This is a genomic window from Chryseobacterium sp. FH2, from assembly GCF_001045455.1.
Lineage (GTDB): Bacteria > Bacteroidota > Bacteroidia > Flavobacteriales > Weeksellaceae > Chryseobacterium.
Window position 1 is genome coordinate 1 of sequence record NZ_LFNE01000003.1, and the last position, 21,253, is coordinate 21,253.

Sequence of the window (21,253 nt, forward strand, 5' to 3'; positions counted from 1 at the left end):
GCAGTATTCTAGAATATTATCTTGACCATATTCCTCCCTCATCTCCACCGCCAAACAGCTATTACTGGGATTTTGCCAATTTTGCAATACAACTTTTTATGGAAAATCCTGCTTTGACGTGGGAACAGTTTTATAATCAGTTTATTAATACCCCCTGCCAGAAAACAAAAGCCGTAGTAAACGATCCTAAAAGGCAAGCCGGCCTTACAGAACTAATGAACAAATCTAAAGAAGGCGGTGAAAAGGCTTTTATGACAAAAGCAGATGGTACCCCAAGCCCCATTATACCGGGAGGAGAGCATAGTACAGACCTTGGTGATATCACAGGATATCAGGGGTATTCTCATAACCATACACCGGATGGGATTAAAATGTTGTCTCCTCCCGATATATATAAATTGTTTTACTTTATTGTGAACCAGCCTACGGGAACCCCGGTAGATGCGGCTTTTGGAGAGATGGTAGGTACACAGGTATGTCCTAACTGCCCGGGAGGTTATGAATATTATAATTATATCATTAGATTTAACGGATCTTTTGCCGATGCACAGGCAATTAAAGACAGAAACTATACAAAGGCTGATTTAGAAGCTTTTAAAGACAAATTTGCAGAATTTGAACTAAGTCTTAGGCCAAAATCCGAATATGCTTCCCAAAATGGTAATTTTATGAACACTAAAGGACTGGAAGAAGTTTTCTTTAACGCCTTAGATAAAATGAATATTGATAAAAATAAAATGATTCTGCAAAAAGTAGATAAAAACGGAAATGTAACCAATGTAACGCTTGGTGCAGACGGAAAGCCAAAAGATGTACCTTGTCCCAATTAAACCTTAAAATAACAACAATGAAAAAAATACTATCATTATTCGCTTTAGCAATAAGCTTAATACATTGCAAAGCACAGCAAGTTTATCCTCTGAATACTTATTATGAAGATGCACCCGATTATGCCTATATGAAGGATCTGAACAATTATCTTCCTCCTTATGTCGGTACTTATAAAGCTACTTATCAGGGAAATGAAATTATTTTATATATTACAAAAGAAGATAAATATCTTAAAGACTATGGACCTGGTGATAGAAAATATTATAAAGATGTTCTTCATGTAAAATATATTGTAAAAAATATATCAACAGGAGCTCTATTACAGGATACTCAAAATGTATCAGATCCGGACAATAAAATTACCAGTGTGATGACAAACGACAATGACAATAACAGTGTTTCTTTATATTATAAAGGAACCACTTGCGGTATTGGCTGGGGAAGCATTACATTAAAAAAAATTAACAATACCCAAATCAGCTGGTCATATTACCCTAATGACTCGCTTTTCAGTGGAGGGGATTGCCCAGGCAGCCAAAATATAAAAGTATATCTTCCTGTTGCAAAGGATCTGGTTTTTACTAAACAATAATATAAAGCCTCTTTAGAGGCTTTTTAAACATATGATGAAAAAAATACTATCATTATTCGCTTTAGCAATAAGCTTAATACATTGCAAAGCACAGCAAGTTTATCCATTGAATACATTTTACAAAGATGTACCCGATTATGCCTATATGAAGGATCTGAACAATTATCTTCCTCCTTATGCCGGTACTTATAAAGCTACTTATCAGGGAAATGAAATTACTCTTTATATCACTAAAGAAGATATGTATCTGACTGACTATGGACCCGGAAAAAGAAAATATTATCAGGATGTTCTTCATGTAAAATATATTGTAAAAAATATATCAACAGGAGCTTTATTACAGGATACTCAAAATGTATCAGATCCGGACAATAAAATTACCAGTGTGATGACAAACGACAATGACAATAACAGTGTTTCTTTGTACTATGAAGGAACCACTTGCGGTATTGGCTGGGGAAGCATTACATTAAAAAAAATCAGCAATACCCAAATCAGCTGGTCATATTACCCTAATGACTCGCTTTTCAGTGGGGAGGATTGCCCAGGCAGCCAAAATATAAAAGTATATCTCCCTGTTGCAAAGGATCTGATTTTTACTAAACAATAACACTCATTCTTCTATCCAAAGGTTTTAAAATTATAAATTATGAAAAAAAAAATTATTTGTTCAGTGTTATTTCTTTGTATGATTATTTGCAAATCTCAAACAATAAATGTTCGAGGTATTGTTGAGGATTCCTTAAAAATAAATAGTTTTATAGGAATTAATGTTAATGACACCATAAGGAAATTTAGGGATAGACAGCTTAAAGATAAAGCATTTAAAGAAAAAAATCCGGATGGATATGATAAATTAATTAAAAATAAAGATCTTTTTACATCACCTGATTCTGTGGGAAACTATACAATAAATGCAAAGCTGACAGATACTTTGTATTTTTATAAATGGGGCTATACCACTAAAAAATATAAAGTTGAGGATATAATAAATAACAATATAAAAGTTGTCTTAAAACCGAGGCCTTGTATTCCATATAAAAAATGTGATCAACAAAATCCTTCAAAACTATACGCATTTGTTGGAAAGAAAATAGATGTCTCATATATAGATCAGTCTAAGTATTGTGGTGTTTCTTTGAGTACAGAATATAAAGCAGAATATAACATTACACAAGAATTTGGTGATCATTATCCAGATTCGACAATTATATTTACGGCTTATGATCACAATAGTATGTATGAATACGATTTTAGAAACTACGATAATATACTTATTTTTGTGGGAGAATACTGTGGGGATTTAATTAAAGATTATTTTTTTCCCGTTTACAAAACAATTGATGGAAGATGGGCGACACCGGTTGATATTTATATGGAGCATTATTATAAATCTGAAAAATTTTCCCCCTTAGATATAACTTTCGATCATTCAGTTAATTTTGATTTGTCTGATTACTCATCTGTACGGATTGAGTATAAATTCCCTAAAGAATATTATAAAATAAAAAATGGAAAAGCATATCCAATAAAAGGAAGATATGCAGAAGATTTAGTAAAGCTTTGGAAAGAGATTTCTACAAAAAATCAAAAATAGTTAAAACTTTAACTGTCCACAGGTAAAAAGGTTTACTTTTCATTGAAAATTGACTGATAAACAGAAAACTCTCCAGATTTTGGAGAGTTTTTGTATTATTCCTGAAGCATGTTGTCTCTTGTATTTTTCTGAACTGCAATAGCTCCGAAAAGTGCCAGCAAGAATGCGAAGCCGTAAAAACCTTTTTCACTCGGCAGGATAGTGGCATTCCATAATCCTATGGCCAGTAAAACGATGGAAGATAGAGTAGCAAACCAGCAGATACCATAATAAATATCGGTAACCTTAATGTTTTCTAATCTGTCTCGAACTGCTTTCTGCAAAGAAACGACAGCAAATAAACCATAAAGTAGGATAGTGAAATAATATCCCTTCTCATTAAGCTGCATTTCAGCTCTTGCAAGACCTACGATAAAACCGATCATCCCTGCTCCCAATGCAACCCAAGACGCGGCAACGAATGCATTTGATACATTTTGTTTTTTCATGTTAATGTTTTTGTTAAAGTAGCCAAATATATCGATTTTTTTTTATTTGGATATAGGGAAAAATACGGTAATAAATAGCCTTTCTTTAGAAGATAGAAAGTTAAAGTAAATGTTGAGTTAAGATAGGTGATTTCTTAGCCCCGATAGTAGCGGTTACCCCGCAGTGCGTATTGGAAATGGTGTTGGCACGAGGAGTATGAGCGGATAGCGGGAAACAGCTTCTGGAAAATAAAAAACTCTCCAAAATGGAGAGTTTATTTTGATTTGAAATCCCTTAAACAGGATAACTTTTTAATATCTGTAATATTCAGGTTTGAATGGTCCTTTTACATCTACACCAATATATTCAGCCTGTTCAGGAGAAAGAGTTTCCAATTCAACACTTAATTTCTTAAGGTGAAGAGCTGCTACTTTTTCATCTAAATGTTTAGGCAGCATATAAACTTCGTTTTTGTAAGCTGCAGAATTGTTCCAAAGTTCGATCTGAGCCAAAGTCTGGTTTGAGAAAGAGTTTGACATTACAAAGCTTGGGTGGCCTGTAGCACATCCTAAGTTGACCAATCTACCTTCAGCAAGTATAATAACTTCTTTACCTTCAACTGTATAGATGTCTACCTGAGGTTTCACTTCAGATTTTGTGTGACCGTAGTTTTTGTTTAACCAAGCCATATCGATTTCGTTATCGAAGTGACCGATGTTACAAACGATAGCTTTATCTTTCATTTTAAGGAAATGCTCTCCTCTTACGATATTGAAGTTACCGGTAGTAGTGATTACGATATCTGCGTTATCAACCACAGTATCCAGTCTTTTTACTTCATAACCGTCCATTGCAGCCTGAAGCGCACAAATCGGATCAATTTCAGTTACAGTAACGATAGAACCTGCTCCTCTGAAAGAGGCAGCAGTACCTTTACCTACGTCTCCGTATCCGCAAACTACAACTCTTTTTCCGGCCAGCATCACATCAGTCGCTCTTCTTACAGCATCTACTGCAGATTCTTTACATCCGTATTTGTTGTCGAATTTAGACTTGGTTACTGAATCATTTACATTGATTGCAGGCATTACCAAAGTTCCGTTCTTCATTCTTTCGTACAATCTGTGAACACCGGTTGTAGTTTCTTCAGAAAGTCCTTTGATATCTTTTGTGAACTCAGGATATTTATCAAAAACCATATTGGTTAAATCTCCGCCATCATCCAAAATCATGTTTAATGGTTTTCTGTCTTCACCGAAGAATAAAGTCTGCTCAATACACCAGTCAAATTCTTCTTCATTTAGGCCTTTCCAAGCGTAAACAGGAATTCCAGCAGCAGCAATAGCAGCAGCAGCATGATCTTGTGTAGAGAAAATATTACAAGAAGACCAGGTAACTTCAGCTCCTAAAGCTACCAACGTCTCAATAAGTACAGCTGTTTGGATGGTCATGTGAAGACATCCGGCAATTCTTGCACCTTTAAGCGGCTGAGACGGTCCGTATTCTTCACGGATAGCCATCAAACCGGGCATTTCTGCTTCTGCAAGGGTAATTTCTTTTCTTCCCCATTCTGCCAGGGAAATGTCCTTCACTTTGTAAGGAACGTATTGTGTTGTAGTACTCATATGTTGAATGAATAAGTTTAAATTCAAATTATAATAAGATGCAAAATTACAATTAATAATTTAGATACAAAAACGACAAACCAAGTTCTGCTTTATGAGATTATACATGAATTAAATTTATTTAGTTTTAATCTAAATAGCCTATTTTTGCATGAAATAAATTTTATACTATGGATCATACAAATACTCAAGATGAGGCTCAGAGAAAAGCAAAGCCTGTAGCACCAAAAGTAAAAGAATTAATTGCAAACACGAAAAGTGTGATGTTGGCTACTGTGGATGCAGAAGGAAATCCCAATTCTAGTTATGCCCCTTTCGTTGAGGTAGATAATACATTTTACATTTTGGTGTCTTTCATGGCAAGACACACAAAAAATCTTGCAGAAGGCAGAAAAACCTCAGTAATGTTTATTGAAGATGAGTCTGCTACAAAGCAGATTTACGCTCGTGAAAGATTGACAGTCGAAGCTTCAGCTTCACAAATCGAGAGAGATTCTGAAACCTGGAATTCCGTTGTGGGTAAGTTGAAAGAAACTCATGGAAAAGTAGTTGACGTTATCGCTGAAATGAAAGATTTTATTCTTATCGCTTTACACCCCGCTAAAGGTTCTTATGTAAACGGATTCGGAAGCGCTTATTTTGTGGATGAAAATCTTGAAATTATGGAGCACAGAAATGATATGAATCACCAGTCAAAATAAATGATCAAAGGCTTAGTCGAAAAGATTAAGCCTTTTTTATTCAATAACCTGTGTCCTAAAAATCATAGAGCTGTAAAAACTCCATTAGCCTTCTTCCGTCTTCCGTCCAAAATTTTTTCACTATTTTTACAGAATAAAAAAAGCAATGCCTCTTTACCGTGATTTTTCAGATAATAATGCCACAATTCTTGTATGGAAATATGATGAAACCGAAGAATTGAATATTGATGAACTTTTAGAACCTGAAAATGCCGAAAAAGTAAAAGATTATCATCCCAAAAAACTGTTAGAGGTTTTGATGGTTCGTAAATTGTTAAAAGGTTTAAAACCGCACTCAAAAATATTATATAAGGAAAGAGAACCTTTTCTTTCTCCAAAAGATGCTGAGATTTCTATCACACATTCTTTTCCCTTTGCAGCAATCGCTATTTCTAAAAATAAAATAGGGATCGATATTGAAAAATTTAATCCCAAGATTTTAAGGGTTATCGATAAATTCACGTATGAAAATGAAAGAGGTTTTATTCCTTTTGATAATGAAGTAACTTTTTATACGATCATTTGGAGCGTAAAAGAAAGCATGTATAAAATTCACCATTCAAAACACTGGTCATTGAAAAAGCATTACGATGTAAGACCTTTTGAATTAAAGCATCTTCATCACATTAAATGTAGAGTTTACGATGATCAAATCTCCGACGAACTAAAAGCCAGGGTAGAATTCTTCGACGATTATTGCTTTACGATTGTTGAGGAATAGGATTAACAGCTTCCTTTACTTCTTCATTTCTATACTTTTCGATTACTTTTCTTTGTTCTTTGGCAACGTCATAAATAAGTTCCAAAACATCATGAATATTTTTAAGTTCTGTGAGACGGGAAATTTTATTGGGATCTACCAATGCTTCAATATCATTTTCTTCGATTTGGGTCCTTCTTTTTAAAATTAGATCTTCAATTGAAGAGTCTTCCGGTTCCAGCCGGCTTTCCTTTTTCAGCGTTTCATCTATTTCCTGCCCGTTTAAGATACCGGAAGTTTGCTGCATCTCAGCTTCGATTTTCCTGCTCCATCCATCAGCGTCAATTTCAGGATATTTTTCATCAGTTTTCACATATTGTGAAAGTGATGCGGTATAAGCTGTAATAAGATGTGAGGTCGCCACAAACTGATGAACGACTTCCAGCTTTTTCTGCTGGTTCTTAGGCTCGGAAATCATCCTTTGGAAATTGTCGGAAAGGTTTGCCAGTGAGATAATAGAATTTTTACGTTTTACTTTATAATCTTCAATATCAAATTCTCCTCCCTGCAAAAATTTGGAAATCACGCACTGAAAATAAATGAGATTGGATTCTGCAGATTTTTTCATCAAATCTAAATTTTGCGTATGTTCCCAAACAGGCAGTACAATATATGATACCAAAGAAGCAATCATTCCCGCAATGATGGTATCAACAATTCTGTCTTTAAAAATAACATCTATTTTCCCGGGACTCAAAAAATTGAAGCTCAGGAAAACATAAATCGTCATAAATAAAACGGCCCAAAAATATCGGCCTTTCAGAAAGCTGAAACACATAATCATGCTTAAAAGCAGAATAGCAAATAAAATCTGATTGATATGCACAAAATGTAAAATTGCATATGCGATGACGGCTCCCGAAATAGTTCCGTAGAGACGGAGAAGATTTCTTTTTTTCGTGATAGAGTAGGCTGGTTTTAAAATCGCAGTGATGGTAATTAAAATCCAATACGTATGACCTAATCCTAAAAAATCAAACAATGAAAAAGAGTAGCCCAACAGCAAGGCTATTGTGATTCTCAATGCATGACGGAAATGGGATGAAGAGAGAGAAATATTATTTCTTAAAACCTTAAAGTTCAGTTTTTCTTCATTTGGCATAAATTTTCTTAAATCCAGACCAGTGGAAAGACTTTTTGCCAGCTTTACGTTTTGAGAAAATACTTTATAAATTTCGTTGATCTCTTTTGTAATTTCATTGATACGCATCAAAATCTGACGCAAAATCATGAAGTTTTCAAAGTTATCAGGAGAGATCTGTTTATTTCTAAGATCGAAATAATGATGGTTTAAACTTTTTAATTCTGTATCTAAATTAAACATAGGCTTTGCTCTCGTTCCAATTTGAAGCGAGATTCCGATGTTTGTAATTTCTTCGGAAAGAAGATTCAGATAATCATGGATAGTGACCAGAATGGTGCTGTCATCAAAGCTTTGCTGAAGCTTTTCATAATCACTTTCTGAGGTCATCAGCTTTTCATGAAGGTCCATTGAGTTTAGAAACATCAGCATCAGCAAACGGCTTGTTGTAGTCGATTCATTAACGATGGTTCTCGTTTTGAAAACTGTTTCCCGGGTATCTTCCTGAAGGTTTTTTATTTCAATCTGTTTGGCAATAACCTGTGTTGTCAGCTTACTGAAGTCAGGGTTTTTCTGGTAATAATTGGCCTTGATTTTTAAGAATTCAGCTAATTGAAGATAATTTTCTCCAATCATCTGGCTTGCCAATTTATAAGGCTGAATAGTTGATACAACTAAAAATATTAATAAAAACCAAATACATCCGGACGTAAAGATCAGCAAACTTTTAAAAATATTTATCCCTGTCAAATGCCCGTCAATAAATATAGCAAGGACAACCAGGGACAATGAACCTACGGCTGCTAACCTTTGCCCGTAAACTCCAATTAAAGAAAAAAACATCCCGAAAACAATAATTTCAGCGAACACAAGAATTTTAAAATTCATCACCAAACTTGCAATGAGCGCAACGACTACAAAACAAAAAATAGCGAATGTCAACGCATTTCTTCTGCGTATAAAAGGTCCGGGCTGATCAGTCAATGCTACAAAGCTGGTTCCGAGAGGGAAAAGGAAATATTCTTTTAATATTCCGAAATGGGCCAGAACCACACATGGCAGAACGGTAGCCAATGTAATCCTGATTGCAGAATATACATATTGGCTGGTTACGAATTTTTTGAGTTCCGCGGAATAATTCATATTACAAAAATACTTATACAAAATAAAAAAAGCCTCATAAAAATGAGACTTTTATAAACTTAAATGTAATATTTTTTTTAATAATCTACATTAGATGTTTCGTCACCAATATTCCAAGTCAGCCCGAAACGAAGTGTGTTATCTAAAGCAGTATTAATTTTAGACATATTGATTAAGTAAGAAATATCAAGCCCGAAAGAACGATATTTTAATCCTATACCTGCAGTAGCAAACTGTCTTGCTCCCTGCTCCTCACTTTCGTGGAAGTAACCTCCTCTTACAGCAAATGCATTGTCATAAGAATATTCAAGACCGCCACTGTACATGATAGAGTTTGTGTTTTTGAAAGATTTTCCGATACCAGCAATTGGTCCTACGTTTGGAACGGCATAGATTGGTTTTCTTGTATTGGGATCCATTCCGACATACTCAGAACCCGGAACTAGAATTTTAGATCCTTCCACGCTAAGTCCGATTTTATTTACATCATCAAGATACATATCGTAACCAATACCTAATCTAGCCATGGTCGGAAGATAAGATCTTGATTCTTCGTTTCCTGTATAGTCTAATTTCGGCCCTAAGTTCTGAATCGCAAAACCTGCGTTTACTTTACCGTCATAACCTCCAAAACTAGAGAATCTTGGAGAGGTATAGTAACCTGAAACATCTACTGCAAAAGAGTTTGCAGCTTTAATAGTATTATCTGTGTTGAAGCTTCCACCCAAATCGGAACGGATGTATCTACCCGTTACTGCCATTGAGTAAGAATCAGAAAGTTTTAATCCGTAAGCAACGTCGATAGAAAATTCGTTTGGCTTAGATGTACCCATAGGTGCAACTTCTGAACCTACTAACTGAGTTAAATCTACCTCACCCATATTGAAGTAATAGATACTCGCTGAGATAGTAGATCTTTCTTCCTGACCTAAAAATTTATGGAATGCACCATATAATAAGAATACATCATTCGTAAGTTTTCCCATATAAGGTGTGTACGTAATACCTAAGGAAGAACTCGTTCTGCTAAAAGGATATTTCGCTGCATTCCAGAATTGAGAAAATGCATCCGGAGAGGTCACCACCCCTTGATCTCCCATACCTCCGGCTCTTGCATCCGGTGCAATTCTTAGGAAAGGAGCTCCGGTTAATACTGGGTTTATTTTACTTAGGTCTTGCGAATAGCCTAAAAAACCAGCACCTAACCCAATACCTAAAAGCAGTTTAGTAGTTAAATTCATATGTTGTCTTTTATATATTATCAGTTTTTTGTTAATATTATTATCTATTATTTTTTAATTTATTTCAAAAGTACCATTTTTTCCACAGCTGTAGCACTTCCTTTGCATTTTTCTTGATTTTGACTTTTTGCAAATATCTTAAAAATATACGTACCTTTTGCTACTGTTGCCCCAAAATCATCTCTTCCGTCCCATTCTATTGCCTGGCGTGGTGTTCTAAAGCCCTGTAGGAAGGGTTCTGCAACTACCGGCTGTGATAATGTTTTTACTAATTTTCCTGTAATTGTATAAATTTGAACATTTACATCCAGGATATCATCACAATTATGTTCAAACTGAACGTACGTTTTGTTCGTAAACGGATTTGGCCAGTTCAATGGTCTGTTGATAATTAAATGTTGATCAGCTTCATCTTTAACTTCAAAATTTAACGTAGTTGTTGTAGAATTATTGTTTATATCCCAAACTTTAAATGTTAATTGATGCTGCCCGATTGCCAGGTTTCTGAAAGGATATGTCACATTTCCTTTTTGATAATCTGCCAAACTGGGATTGAGACAGCCGTTTCCTTCTCCGGAAGCAAAAAAATCATTCAAAACAATTGTATTGATAATCTGCCCGTCCAGATATACTGTAATATCGTGACCTACACCTGAGCCGGTAGAGTTGATTCCTGTATCATCAGTAATACAGGCAAGCAACATCGGGTTTTGATCTGTAATCCCTCCGTCTGCAAAGTTGGTATTGTTCATGTACAATTTTACTTTTGGAGGCTCATTATCATTGATGCCATTTGGGTTGATATCTCCCACCTGTACAGCCTGGTTGTTGAATACATCCATTGCTTTGTTGTCAGCATATCCAAGAATTCTACCTTGTCCTACCGCGTAATTGATATCTTTAGGCACGTAGAATTCTACTGTGAAAACCCCGTTTACGGCAGTTCCTGATGCTTTTACAATGGCACTTCCTTCTTCAGTATAATTTAATACCGGAGTCATTCCTCCGTCATTATTGAGTGTGGTTTTGTTTAATCTTTTATCAAAAATATTGATAACCACCCTTCCGTTGAAAGTGGTATTTATGGTTCCGTTTGTATTATTGATGTGGCCTTTAATTTTAACAAAATCTAAACCTCTAATCAATCCCGGAACAGGAGTTTCTATATTATCGATTGTTAATAATCTTTGAGGTCTGCTCAGCTTCATAGCCGGATCACCAAGGAAATTTACTTTTAAGTGGTTACCATCTGCCAGCTTTTGTTTTTTTGCATTTAAATGAGCAAGTCCCAAGCTCAGAAAATCATCATTTTCTAATTTGAAAATATTTTGGGTAAACAAACCTGTGAAATCTCTACCATATCCTACGCCTACCGCACGGCTTGATGTAATCATCGTAGCAGGGCCTCCTTGTTTTAGTTTCATGAATTGTTCACCTACAGAATTTGTTGCGGGATCATCCCATAAAGTAAATTCACAGGTAATCGTTGACACAAACGGGAATCTGCTATACACATTTGAAAAGTTATTGGCACTTTGTACTTCATCTGTAGATAATACTCTTTCCTGAGCCCAACCGTTGATTCCTCCATGTCCGAAGTAGAAAAGATATAGGCTGTTTCCTATATCATTTGCAATGGCTTGGTTTACTTGAGGATATCTTGGCCCCCCCGCAGAACTCTGTTGCTGGAAAGCATCCAGATACAGTTTTCTTACGTTATATTCTTTTAGCGTTGTATTATTTTGCTCAAAAATATTAGCCAAAGAGGTATTCATTACATCATGGAAAGGAGAGCCGCCATCTCTGTCGTCATCTACTACGAAATCCAGCTTCATTTTCCATTCTCCAAAAGGAGTAGATTGTCCGGGTAAAGAATTGTAATATGCTAAAGTTTTATCGATCATATTGGCTGCCTCTGTAACAGTAGCAGCAGGAATTCTTCCTATCGGTAGATCCGGAAGATTATTGTAAATCATATCTGCTGTTTGTGGCTGTGTCATTACAAAATAATCATCTGTAACGAATGAATTGATAAAATCTGCAGAAGATTCACTTTCGTAGCTAGAAACCACATTTGAGTTATTTGAAACTCTGTCTTTATAATCATATGAAGCATCTCCTAAAATGAAGACATATTTTAAACGTCCTATTGGTGTATTCAGTTTTGTTACAAAATCTCTTATTGCTGTAATATCTCTGCTGCCACTTCCAAATTCGTTGTAGATTTTGCTTACATCAACTATCTGTACGTTGTAGTTGTTTTTTGTTTGATGATAATTGGCTAGTCTTTGAGCTTGTGACATCAAAGGGGCAGTGGTGATAATCAGGTAATCTACATTTTGTAAAGAAGAAAGATCCTGATTGGTAATTCTTTCAACAAACTGAGGTGAATAAGCAGATTCTGCTCTAAAGGCAACAAATTCATTGTTGAAATTCTGATCCGCAGTAGCATAGCCGAAATTAAAAGTACCACTTCCCGCCGCCTTATTCACTCGTCTGTTAGCATTGGTGATATCTGTAACATCCCAAACCTGTTCCATGCCTGTGGCGTTTGAGATACTGAAACCATAATTGGTATTTGTGCCGCTTGCGAGAGAAAAATCTCTGAAATTCATTTGGGTTCCGTTGAATTTCAAATCTTCTTTATATTGTACTTCTACATAATCCAAATAAAAAGTTCCGTTAGGGTTTGTTGCAATATTTGGTTTTAAATTAAATGTTATTTGATTTCCACTTAAATTTGATAATGTCCCGCTGTATGTTAAAGGAAAATAATCATAAGAAAAATCCGGTGTATTTGCAAGAACTGGCAACGTTATAGGATTTTGCGTGTTAATATCAAAAGAGATATTGTTTTGCTGGGCATGAAATCCTATTACCTGAGCTCTGAACCTTATTTGATCACCTCCCTGAATAGAAGAGTTCGTAGTAAAGCTGACTGCTTTATCTGTTGTAAAAGGAGCTTCTTCCACCCAAATCCTTCCGACTTTTAATAAATTCTTCTGATCATTGTTAATAACTTGATAGTCGTCATATCGTGTGATTAATGGAGTAGCGGGAAGGTTGGCATCAACTGGCTGTACCCTTTTTCCTGGTCCTTTATCGAAAGTGATGTAATAATAAGAGAAGTCTTCGTAGATATTTTTCACATTGTTACTTCTGTCGCCTCTTGTTTCACGTCTTTTAAAACCATTTCCGTTTGTGGTATCATAAAGATTGTATCCATTGGGTCCCTGTGCATAAAACAATGCATAGTCTCCATCATTCCAAACTCCGTCATCTTCGCCCACAACTTGCACTGCATTTTCCTGTAATGCGCTGTATTTTGTATCCTGATTTTGTTCAGGAAGCATGATTCCCCCGTTTCCATAAATTCTAAAGTTTTTAGGATTTACAGAACCCGGATTAATCCCGTTATCCTGTAAAAATTGACGGGTGATTTTAAAAATACCGGATTTGTCAACTTTAATTTTGTAGAAATTTCCGCTGGACAGAGGATTTACTGTTGAGCCAACCTTGCCTGCGTTAATGCTGTTTGAAATGGCTGGTGCACCTTCAGAAATTTCAAATGAAGATAATCTTTGGATTCTTCCTTTTACATTTTTAAATGCAGAGACGTTGATACTTGCATATCTTTCACCTTCTGAATAATAATAAGTAATATCTTTTACTTCATAATCAGGAATCAGCTGTTTATTAAGTTCGTACAACTCTCCATTAGAAACATTTTCCCAGGCCAGATTAGATATTTTTAGCTGCTTTTCTCCTATTTTTTGTCCGGTTATGATAAAAACATTATTTTGGCTGTAAGAAAAACCTTCATTTTTGAAACTCGGAAGATTTAATTTTGTTTCACCGAAGTCCTGAATTTTTGAACCATTCCATTCAATATTGATTCTTTGAGACCAAAGCATTGAAGCAAAGGCTGATAGAAGTAAAAGAGTGAATTTTTTTCTCATGTTTATTATTCAAATTTCTGAATTACAAAATAAATGAAAATTTTATAATTAAATTGCGATACAATAAAATTAATTTGTTAACGTTTTTCAAAAAAATCAAACTATTACTTGATTTATTGAATAATTTATTTTTTCTTTGTACTTTGAAAATATTTATATCGACTATGAAAAAACTAAAGTTGTTTTCATTAATAGCATTAAGTTCTACACTTGCATTAACCAGCTGTGGAGGGTCAGGTACTAGCAAAGGCGGCGGTACTAAAAAATTTGTCAGCAAGACAGGTTGGAAACCAAACGAAAAACAAGGTTGGTTTTTTGCAGGAAAGCAACAAAAGCAGAAGGGTTGGCCGGGAATGGTATATGTAGAAGGTGGAACTTTTACCATGGGATTAGTGAAAGATGATGTTATGCACGATTGGAATAACTCGCCTCGCAGAATGCAGGTAAGTTCTTTCTTTATCGGAGAAACAGAAATTACTAACTATGAATACCGCGAATACCTTACATGGTTGAAGTATGTATTCCCACCAAGTGATCCTAGTTTCAAGGAAATCTACAATGGCGCTTTGCCTGATACCTTATTATGGGATAACAAACTGTCCAGAAACGATTATAACGAAACTTATTTCCGTTCTCCTGAGTTTGATTATTATCCGGTAGTAGGAGTTTCTTGGACTCAGGCAAACAGATACTGTGAATGGTTATCAGACAGAGCAAACGAAAAAGCTTTGATGCAATCTGGAATCATTGCTAAAGATTTGTATATCAACGAATCAAACAATCAAGGAGGAACAGCATTCAACATGGATAAATTCAAATCGAATGATCCTGAAATGCAAGGTTATATAAACGAGCAAAGAATGCAGCAAAAAACAGGTTTGAAAACTACAAACCAAAGATTACTGGCTGCAAACAGAGCTCCGAATGCTGCGATGGTTCAGAAATTCAGACTTCCTACAGAAGTTGAATGGGAATATGCAGCTTTAGGTATGGCTAAAAACAGAGAGTACAACCAGTACATGGGTAAAAAGCCTGAAATCGAAAAATTGAGAGGTACTAAAGGAAGAGACAGAGGGATGTTCCTTGAAAACTTCAAAATGGGCAGAGGTGATTATTCCGGTATCGCAGGTTGGAAAAATGATGGTTCTGCACAAACTTCAGACGTAAGACAATATCCGTCAAATGACTTAGGGATTTACGGTATGTACGGAAACGTTGCTGAATGGACTGCTGATGTTTACAGACCAATCATTGATGAAGATTACAGTGATTTTAACTATTACAGAGGAAATATGCCTCAGGCTATCGTAAGAAACGGAGACGGAACTTACAAAATGGTAGATGAGACAAACATTAAATATGATACTTTAGCTGACGGTAGATTGGTGTATAAAAATTTACCGGGTCAATTCGAAAGACAAACTGTTGCTGACTACAGAAACTTCAGAGACGGAGACAGACAGTCTTCTTTAGAATATTACAGAGCTTCAGATTCTGTTGCATCTTATGATATGTATAATTCTCCTCAAAAGAGATTTATCGTAGATGGTACGGGTAGAGTAGTAATGCAAAAAGATACTAAAGACAGAACTTCTGCTATGTCAAATGACATCAGAGTTGTAAAAGGAGGTTCTTGGCAGGATACAGCATATTGGCTAGACCCGGGTCAGAGAAGATATAAAAATCAAAACAAAGCTTACGGATGGATCGGATTCCGTGTTGCTCAGGATGCTAGAGTGAGTGATAAAGCTAGAACTAGAAGATAATATTTATCAAAAAATATTTAGAAAAACCTTCCAAAATTTTGGAAGGTTTTTCTATTTTTGAGCTATGAATATAGAACAGTTTTACGCTTTATTTCTGAAGTCAAATAAAGTAACCATCGATAGCCGGAAAATAGGAAAGAATGATATCTTTTTCGCTTTTTCGGGGGAGAGTTTCAATGCTGCTGTTTTGGCTGAAAAAGCTGCTGATGAAGGAGCTTTGGCTGTAATCGTGGAGCAAAAGGATTTTGAAAATGAGGCAAAAAATATTTTCTATGTTCGTTCTACATTAGAATTTTTACAGGAATTATCGGTTTATCATAGGAAACAGCTCCGGATTCCTGTTATTGGATTAACGGGGAGTAATGGTAAAACCACGACTAAAGAATTGATTCATGCAGTTCTTTCAGAAAAATTCAATGTTCAGTATACTTTTGGAAATCTGAATAATCATATCGGCGTTCCTTTGACGATTTTGTCTATCAAACCGGAACATGAAATGGCTGTTATAGAAATGGGAGCCAATCATCAAAAAGAAATCGAGCTGCTTTCAAGCCTTGCACAACCGAATTTTGGATATATTACCAATTTTGGAAAAGCTCATTTAGAAGGTTTTGGCGGTTTTGAAGGGGTGATAAAGGGCAAATCTGAGCTGTATGATTACCTGAAAAATCATGCTCAAACTATTTTAGTTAATGAAAATGATCCTATTCAGGCAGAAAAAACAGACAATTATTCACCTAAGATTACTTTCGGAAAAGCTCATTCCGATTATAATTTTGAATCTTTTTCAGAAAACCATTTTGTAGGTTTAAAATATCAGAATATCCGGGCCTTATCTAAACTTACAGGGGAATACAACTTTACCAATCTTTGTGCAGCGGCAAGTTTAGGGCTCCATTTTGGAATTGATTTTGATACTGTCAAATCTGCTATTGAAAATTATACCCCAACGAATATGCGCTCCCAGGTTGTCAAGAAAGAAGGTAAAACTTTAGTTCTTGATACGTACAATGCAAATCCGAGCTCTATGTCGGCTTCTTTGCATAATTTTATCACTTTTGAAGGCTCAAAGACGATAATTATAGGTGATATGCTGGAATTGGGTGATGAGAGTGAAAAAGAGCATGAAAACATCTTAAATTTAGCGCTAAACTTAGGATTTAATGAAATAATTACGGTAGGCAGACACTTCAGAAATATTAATTCATCTGAGACTGCTTTTGAAAGTACCGCACAACTTATAGAATATTTGGAACAGAATAAAATTCAATCTGAAAATGTTCTCTTAAAAGGCTCCCGGGGAATCGCATTAGAAAAAGCAATAGAATTTATTTAGTTCTATTGCTCCAGAATTCTTTTAAGATTAACTTAATATTTTTAAATGTGTTTGGAAAAACTTCACGGTCTATCTGAGTATCGTTTTTCCAGGCAACTTCTGTGATTCCTTCTTCAATCTGTGGTTTTGAAGTATCTTCGCCGTTGAAATTCATTTCAAACCAGTGGGTGCATTTCAGGATTTTTTCACCGTTTCTTTCTACATAAATATGATAAGTGGTATTAATGAATTTTACTAATTCTACCTCTTTTAGACCTGTTTCTTCCTCGATTTCCCTTATGGCAGATTCTTCCCTGGATTCACCTTTCTCCATTTTCCCTTTTGGCAAATCCCACTTTCCGAGTCTTTTGATAAAAAGAACTTCTCCGATGCCGTTACTCACAATTCCTCCTGCGGCTTCGATAATTCTGAAAAGGTGCTGAAATTCAGTCCAGATTTCGTCAATATTTTCCCCATATACATTCAATTCGCTTACAGATGTATTCTCCAAAAGATCCAATGCGATCTCCAGCGTAGTGACATTTTCGTAGCCAAGCGTTTTTTCTAAGTTTTCAGATTGCTTAGACAGTAATAATTTTTTTTCGTTCACAAAAACTTTATACATTTGTAAGAATTAAGAATTTAAATACAAAAATAAAAAATGAATTTAGAAGGACGAAAAATTATTGTCAATAAATCATCTAAAGAGTTGACGGAAATACTAAAATCTCCTGAAAACTACAAAGATTTTATGCCGGACGGTCTTCAAAAGTTTGAAACAAGAGAAGACGGCTTCAAATTCGGATTGCAGGGGATGCCTGAGATTGCTTTGAAGATTGACGAAGTGAATGACCAAAAGGCTGTGTTGAAGTCTGCAAGTTCTAGCTTAGATTTTACTTTGACGGCAACTTTGAATCCTGTTAACGAAAATCAAACTGAGGTTCAGATGTTGTTTGAAGGTAAGTTTAATCCTTTCATCAAAATGATGGTTGAAAAGCCTCTTCAAAACTTCATTAATACTTTGACGGATAAAATCGAAGCATATAAATAATATTATCTGATTTATCAAATAAAAAAAGCGATTGTTTAGAATTACAGTCGCTTTTTTTGTGATTCGTAAAGGCTTTTATTTTTTTAGCAAATTTTCAATGAGTTTGCTTTGAACTTCCATTAGTTTAAAGATCTGTTCCTGATTTTTCAGAATACTTTCTATTAACTCAGGAGATTGGATATTGAAAATAGGATTATATTGATTTACAGCAGCTACAGCATGATCACTAAATTCATTATTTGACATAATATTAGTAGACGAATCATTTAATAAATCATTAATATCAACTTCGAGCTCTTTTGCAATATTGCTTAATAATAAGGAATTAGGAATATTTTTATCAGATTCTATACTTGAAATGGTACTTTGTGCCACATCTAAGCGTAAAGCCAGCTCGTCTTGGGAAAGGCCTTTTGCTTCTCTTAATCTTTTTACTTTGGTGCCTATACTCATAATATCGATATTTTGGTCAAAAATAACAAAATATCGATGATGCTGAAAGAAAAATTATTCTAGTTTTGTCAAATACCAATCCCGTATAGGTGATTAAGAAAAAAATTATATATTTACTAACGTAAAAAACACATTCAATCATGAAGAAAAATTTAATTCTTCGGCTGATGCTGATAGCATTTGCCTTTACCCTGCACTCCTGTGTACACGATGAGATTATAAGCTCAGTGGATCCTCTATCCAAAGAATACCATTCTAAAAGCGTTTTCAAAGAAGATGAGAAATACATTAAAAACGTAATGCAGGTTTATCAGGAACATGAGACTGACATCAAAAAAATAAATGGCACTCCACTTTGGGATTATGCCATGACGATGGGTCATTTTGATGAAAGCTTTCTTATCGTACCTGTAAGTGATGGAGGCAAAATTATTTCCTGTCTGCAGGCTCCCAGGAATGGAGATAATATTACATTTATTTCTGATAATGACCGGGAACATATTACATTCTTTCAGAAGTATACTACCTTGAAAAACAGAAAACCTATAAAGTCTGAAAAGCTTACTTCCCAGGCAGCAAAAGGACTGGCAGAATGTAGTTTTACATCCGTATCTATGTGGTATCCTCAAGATGAATATGGTTCTAATGCCGGATATTGGGAAACCAGCTATATTGTTACATGTCCCACCGATCAGGGAGATGGTGATGGTGACAGTGGAAATCCTACATATCCTTATCCGGGAGGAGGGGGAGGAGGAGGAAATAATAATCCTGAGCCGGAGACTCCCGAGGAAGACCCCTGCCAGAAAACAAAAGCTATTGTTAACAACCCCAAAATGCAAGCCGGTCTTCAGGAATTGAAAAATCAATCGACTGCCGGTGGTGAAAAAGGAATAAAATTTAAAGCAGATGGTACCCCTTCTGCAACAATAACAGGAACAGCACATAGCGTGGATTTTGGAGATAAAACAGGATATGCCGGTGGTTATCACAACCATACACCTAGTGGGATCCCAATGTTATCTCCTCCGGATATAGATCAATTATTGGGTTTTGCGAGAGCACAGGGAAATTATGGAAATCCTTCTAATGCTTATTTAGGAATGGTTGCTCCCAATGGCATGCATTATGTTATTTGGTTTAATGGGAATTATAGCGATGCTTTGACTAATTTTTCACAGGATCAATTGAATATATATACAAAAAAATATAGAGATAGAGAAAGTGCATTATCTGAAGATTTAAATTATGTTAATTATTTAGGTGCTGATTTAAATACAAATGGGCTGGAAAAATTATTTTTTGAAACATTAAAGAGTATGGGATTAGAGGGAAAAGTTAATTTACAAAAAATAGAAAATGACGGTATTGTAAAAAATATTAATGTAAACACTAATAACCAACCAATTTCAACAACTTGTTCATAAATAAATCAAATATTAGAATATGAAAACAATAAATATTAAAACAATTATACTTTTTAGTCTTTTTATAAGTTTTTTTTCATGTAAAGCACAGGAGTATCCATTGAATACAGACTTTACGACGATACAAAATTACTCCTATTTAAAAGATTTAAACAATGAATTATCTCCTTATATTGGAACATATAAAGCTAACTTTCAAGAAAAAGAAATTACAATATATATAACTCAAGAGAATCATAAACTTATAGATTATATTGACCAAAAATTTTATAGAGATGTTTTATGTATAAGATATATTGTTAAAAATTCCACTGGGAACGCTTTACAAGACACTAAAAATATGAATTTCCTGTCAAATCAAATTAAACATACGATTTATAGTATGAGAACAAGACCGAGCCAAAATGCCGTAATTTTTGACTATGGTGGAACAAACTGTAGTGTTGGCAATGGTAAGATAATTTTAAAAAAATTAAGTTCAATACAACTTTCATGGGAATACCGACCCAATGATATTATCCTTGACAGTAGTAAATGCCCAAGCGGAACAGATATAAATATATATCTGCCGGAGACGAAAGATTTAATATTTACCAAGCAATAGTGAGAAATTATTTATCAATCTTGGGAATTTTTGTTGTGCTTTTTTGTAAAGCACAGCAAATTTTTCCATTAAATACAGCCTTGAACGATATTCCTGCAAATGCTTATATAAAAGATTCAAACAATGAATTAGCACCATATACCGGAATATTTCGAGCTAATTTTCAAGGAAAAGATATCACATTATATATCACAAAAATTGAAAATAAGTTACAAAAAAGTTCACAAAAAAATTATTATTCAGATGTTCTGGATATAAAATATATTGTTAAAAATTCTTCTGGTATAGTTTTGCAAGACACTAAGAATAATAATATTTCCCAAATAGATCTTTTTAGTATAGGAACAAAACCTTATGATAATTCAGCAATATTTTTCTATAGTGGAACAAATTGTAGTGTTGGTTGGGGAAAAATAATTCTAAAAAAGATAAATGCGACACAATTATCTTGGGAATACCGACCCAATGATATTATCCTTGACAGTAGTAAATGCCCAAGCGGAACAGATATAAATATATACCTGCCGGAGACAAAGGGTTTAATATTTACCAAGCAATAATGAGAAATTATACTAGCAAAGCAATAATATAAAGCCTTTT

The 21,253-nt window shown here is 34.8% G+C and carries 19 protein-coding genes; 12 read left to right on the plus strand and 7 right to left on the minus strand.

The features are described 5' to 3' along the window. From ACM39_RS19170 to ACM39_RS05085, 4 genes are all read left to right on the plus strand, one after another. Positions 1–830 (plus strand): hypothetical protein (locus ACM39_RS19170; RefSeq protein WP_048509956.1); only part of this gene is annotated, 830 nt, incomplete at its 5' end. Positions 831–847: 17 nt separating this feature from the next. Beyond that, positions 848–1,423: a DUF6705 family protein gene (locus tag ACM39_RS05075; protein ID WP_048509957.1), complete on the plus strand. Its 576-nt coding sequence runs from the start codon at positions 848–850 to the stop codon at positions 1,421–1,423. A 31-nt stretch (positions 1,424–1,454) separates the two neighbouring features. Then, a complete protein-coding gene (locus tag ACM39_RS05080) occupies positions 1,455–2,033 on the plus strand; it encodes a DUF6705 family protein (protein ID WP_131701412.1) in 579 nt (192 codons plus the stop codon). A gap of 39 nt (positions 2,034–2,072) precedes the next feature. After that, positions 2,073–3,020: a hypothetical protein gene (locus ACM39_RS05085; RefSeq protein ID WP_131701413.1), complete on the plus strand. Its 948-nt coding sequence runs from the start codon at positions 2,073–2,075 to the stop codon at positions 3,018–3,020. Between the two features lie 95 nt (positions 3,021–3,115). Here ACM39_RS05085 and yiaA read toward each other — a convergent pair whose 3' ends face one another. After that, entirely contained in the window at positions 3,116–3,508 is a 393-nt protein-coding gene (gene yiaA / locus ACM39_RS05090; RefSeq protein ID WP_048509960.1) for an inner membrane protein YiaA, read from the minus strand. A 291-nt stretch (positions 3,509–3,799) separates the two neighbouring features. After that, a complete protein-coding gene (gene ahcY, locus ACM39_RS05095; protein WP_048509961.1) occupies positions 3,800–5,113 on the minus strand; it encodes an adenosylhomocysteinase in 1,314 nt (437 codons plus the stop codon). Between the two features lie 170 nt (positions 5,114–5,283). On the opposite strand from ahcY, the gene ACM39_RS05100 reads away from it, so the two are divergent. Then, entirely contained in the window at positions 5,284–5,814 is a 531-nt protein-coding gene (locus ACM39_RS05100) for a pyridoxamine 5'-phosphate oxidase family protein (protein WP_048509962.1), read from the plus strand. Between the two features lie 145 nt (positions 5,815–5,959). Further along, positions 5,960–6,574 (plus strand): 4'-phosphopantetheinyl transferase family protein, encoded by a 615-nt coding sequence (locus tag ACM39_RS05105; protein ID WP_048509963.1) that lies wholly within the window; start codon positions 5,960–5,962, stop codon positions 6,572–6,574. On the opposite strand, the gene ACM39_RS05110 is transcribed toward ACM39_RS05105, so the two are convergent. The 3 genes from ACM39_RS05110 to porU all read right to left on the minus strand — a co-directional run bounded on the left by ACM39_RS05110 (position 6,555) and on the right by porU (position 14,037). Beyond that, a complete protein-coding gene (locus ACM39_RS05110; protein WP_048509964.1) occupies positions 6,555–8,837 on the minus strand; it encodes an FUSC family protein in 2,283 nt (760 codons plus the stop codon). The two genes, ACM39_RS05105 and ACM39_RS05110, sit on opposite strands and share 20 nt — an antisense overlap. A gap of 77 nt (positions 8,838–8,914) precedes the next feature. Then, positions 8,915–10,078: a type IX secretion system outer membrane channel protein PorV gene (gene porV / locus ACM39_RS05115; RefSeq protein WP_048509965.1), complete on the minus strand. Its 1,164-nt coding sequence runs from the start codon at positions 10,076–10,078 to the stop codon at positions 8,915–8,917. Between the two features lie 59 nt (positions 10,079–10,137). Further along, positions 10,138–14,037, minus strand: a complete 3,900-nt coding sequence (porU, locus tag ACM39_RS05120; RefSeq protein ID WP_048509966.1) for a type IX secretion system sortase PorU — start codon at positions 14,035–14,037, stop codon at positions 10,138–10,140. 164 nt (positions 14,038–14,201) lie between these two features. Here porU and gldJ point away from each other — a divergent pair, with 164 nt between their 5' ends. Both gldJ and ACM39_RS05130 read left to right on the plus strand, forming a co-directional pair. Next, positions 14,202–15,803, plus strand: a complete 1,602-nt coding sequence (gene gldJ, locus ACM39_RS05125) for a gliding motility lipoprotein GldJ (RefSeq protein ID WP_048509967.1) — start codon at positions 14,202–14,204, stop codon at positions 15,801–15,803. 64 nt (positions 15,804–15,867) lie between these two features. Further along, positions 15,868–17,139, plus strand: a complete 1,272-nt coding sequence (locus ACM39_RS05130; protein ID WP_048509968.1) for a UDP-N-acetylmuramoyl-tripeptide--D-alanyl-D-alanine ligase — start codon at positions 15,868–15,870, stop codon at positions 17,137–17,139. Here ACM39_RS05130 and ACM39_RS05135 read toward each other — a convergent pair. Next, on the minus strand, positions 17,132–17,743 hold the full coding sequence (locus ACM39_RS05135; protein WP_048509969.1) for an NUDIX hydrolase: 612 nt from the start codon (positions 17,741–17,743) through the stop codon (positions 17,132–17,134). The two genes, ACM39_RS05130 and ACM39_RS05135, sit on opposite strands and share 8 nt — an antisense overlap. A 36-nt stretch (positions 17,744–17,779) precedes the next feature. Between ACM39_RS05135 and ACM39_RS05140 the strand changes: the two genes are divergently transcribed. Beyond that, on the plus strand, positions 17,780–18,169 hold the full coding sequence (locus ACM39_RS05140) for a hypothetical protein (protein ID WP_048509970.1): 390 nt from the start codon (positions 17,780–17,782) through the stop codon (positions 18,167–18,169). Positions 18,170–18,244: 75 nt separating this feature from the next. Here the strand turns inward: ACM39_RS05140 and ACM39_RS05145 are convergent, their stop codons facing one another. Beyond that, positions 18,245–18,622 carry a helix-turn-helix domain-containing protein gene (locus ACM39_RS05145; protein WP_048509971.1) on the minus strand — a complete coding sequence of 126 codons (378 nt, stop codon included), beginning with the start codon at positions 18,620–18,622 and terminating at the stop codon, positions 18,245–18,247. Positions 18,623–18,762: 140 nt separating this feature from the next. Between ACM39_RS05145 and ACM39_RS05150 the strand changes: the two genes are divergently transcribed. The 3 genes from ACM39_RS05150 to ACM39_RS05160 are packed head-to-tail and all read left to right on the plus strand — an operon-like array spanning position 18,763 to position 21,213. Continuing rightward, on the plus strand, positions 18,763–20,049 hold the full coding sequence (locus ACM39_RS05150; RefSeq protein ID WP_048509972.1) for a hypothetical protein: 1,287 nt from the start codon (positions 18,763–18,765) through the stop codon (positions 20,047–20,049). A 19-nt stretch (positions 20,050–20,068) separates the two neighbouring features. Next, the gene (locus ACM39_RS05155; protein WP_048509973.1) at positions 20,069–20,653 is read left to right on the plus strand and encodes a DUF6705 family protein; all 585 of its coding nucleotides are present in this window, start codon (positions 20,069–20,071) and stop codon (positions 20,651–20,653) included. 20 nt (positions 20,654–20,673) lie between these two features. Then, positions 20,674–21,213, plus strand: a complete 540-nt coding sequence (locus ACM39_RS05160) for a hypothetical protein (protein ID WP_131701414.1) — start codon at positions 20,674–20,676, stop codon at positions 21,211–21,213. Positions 21,214–21,253 lie beyond the last annotated feature (40 nt).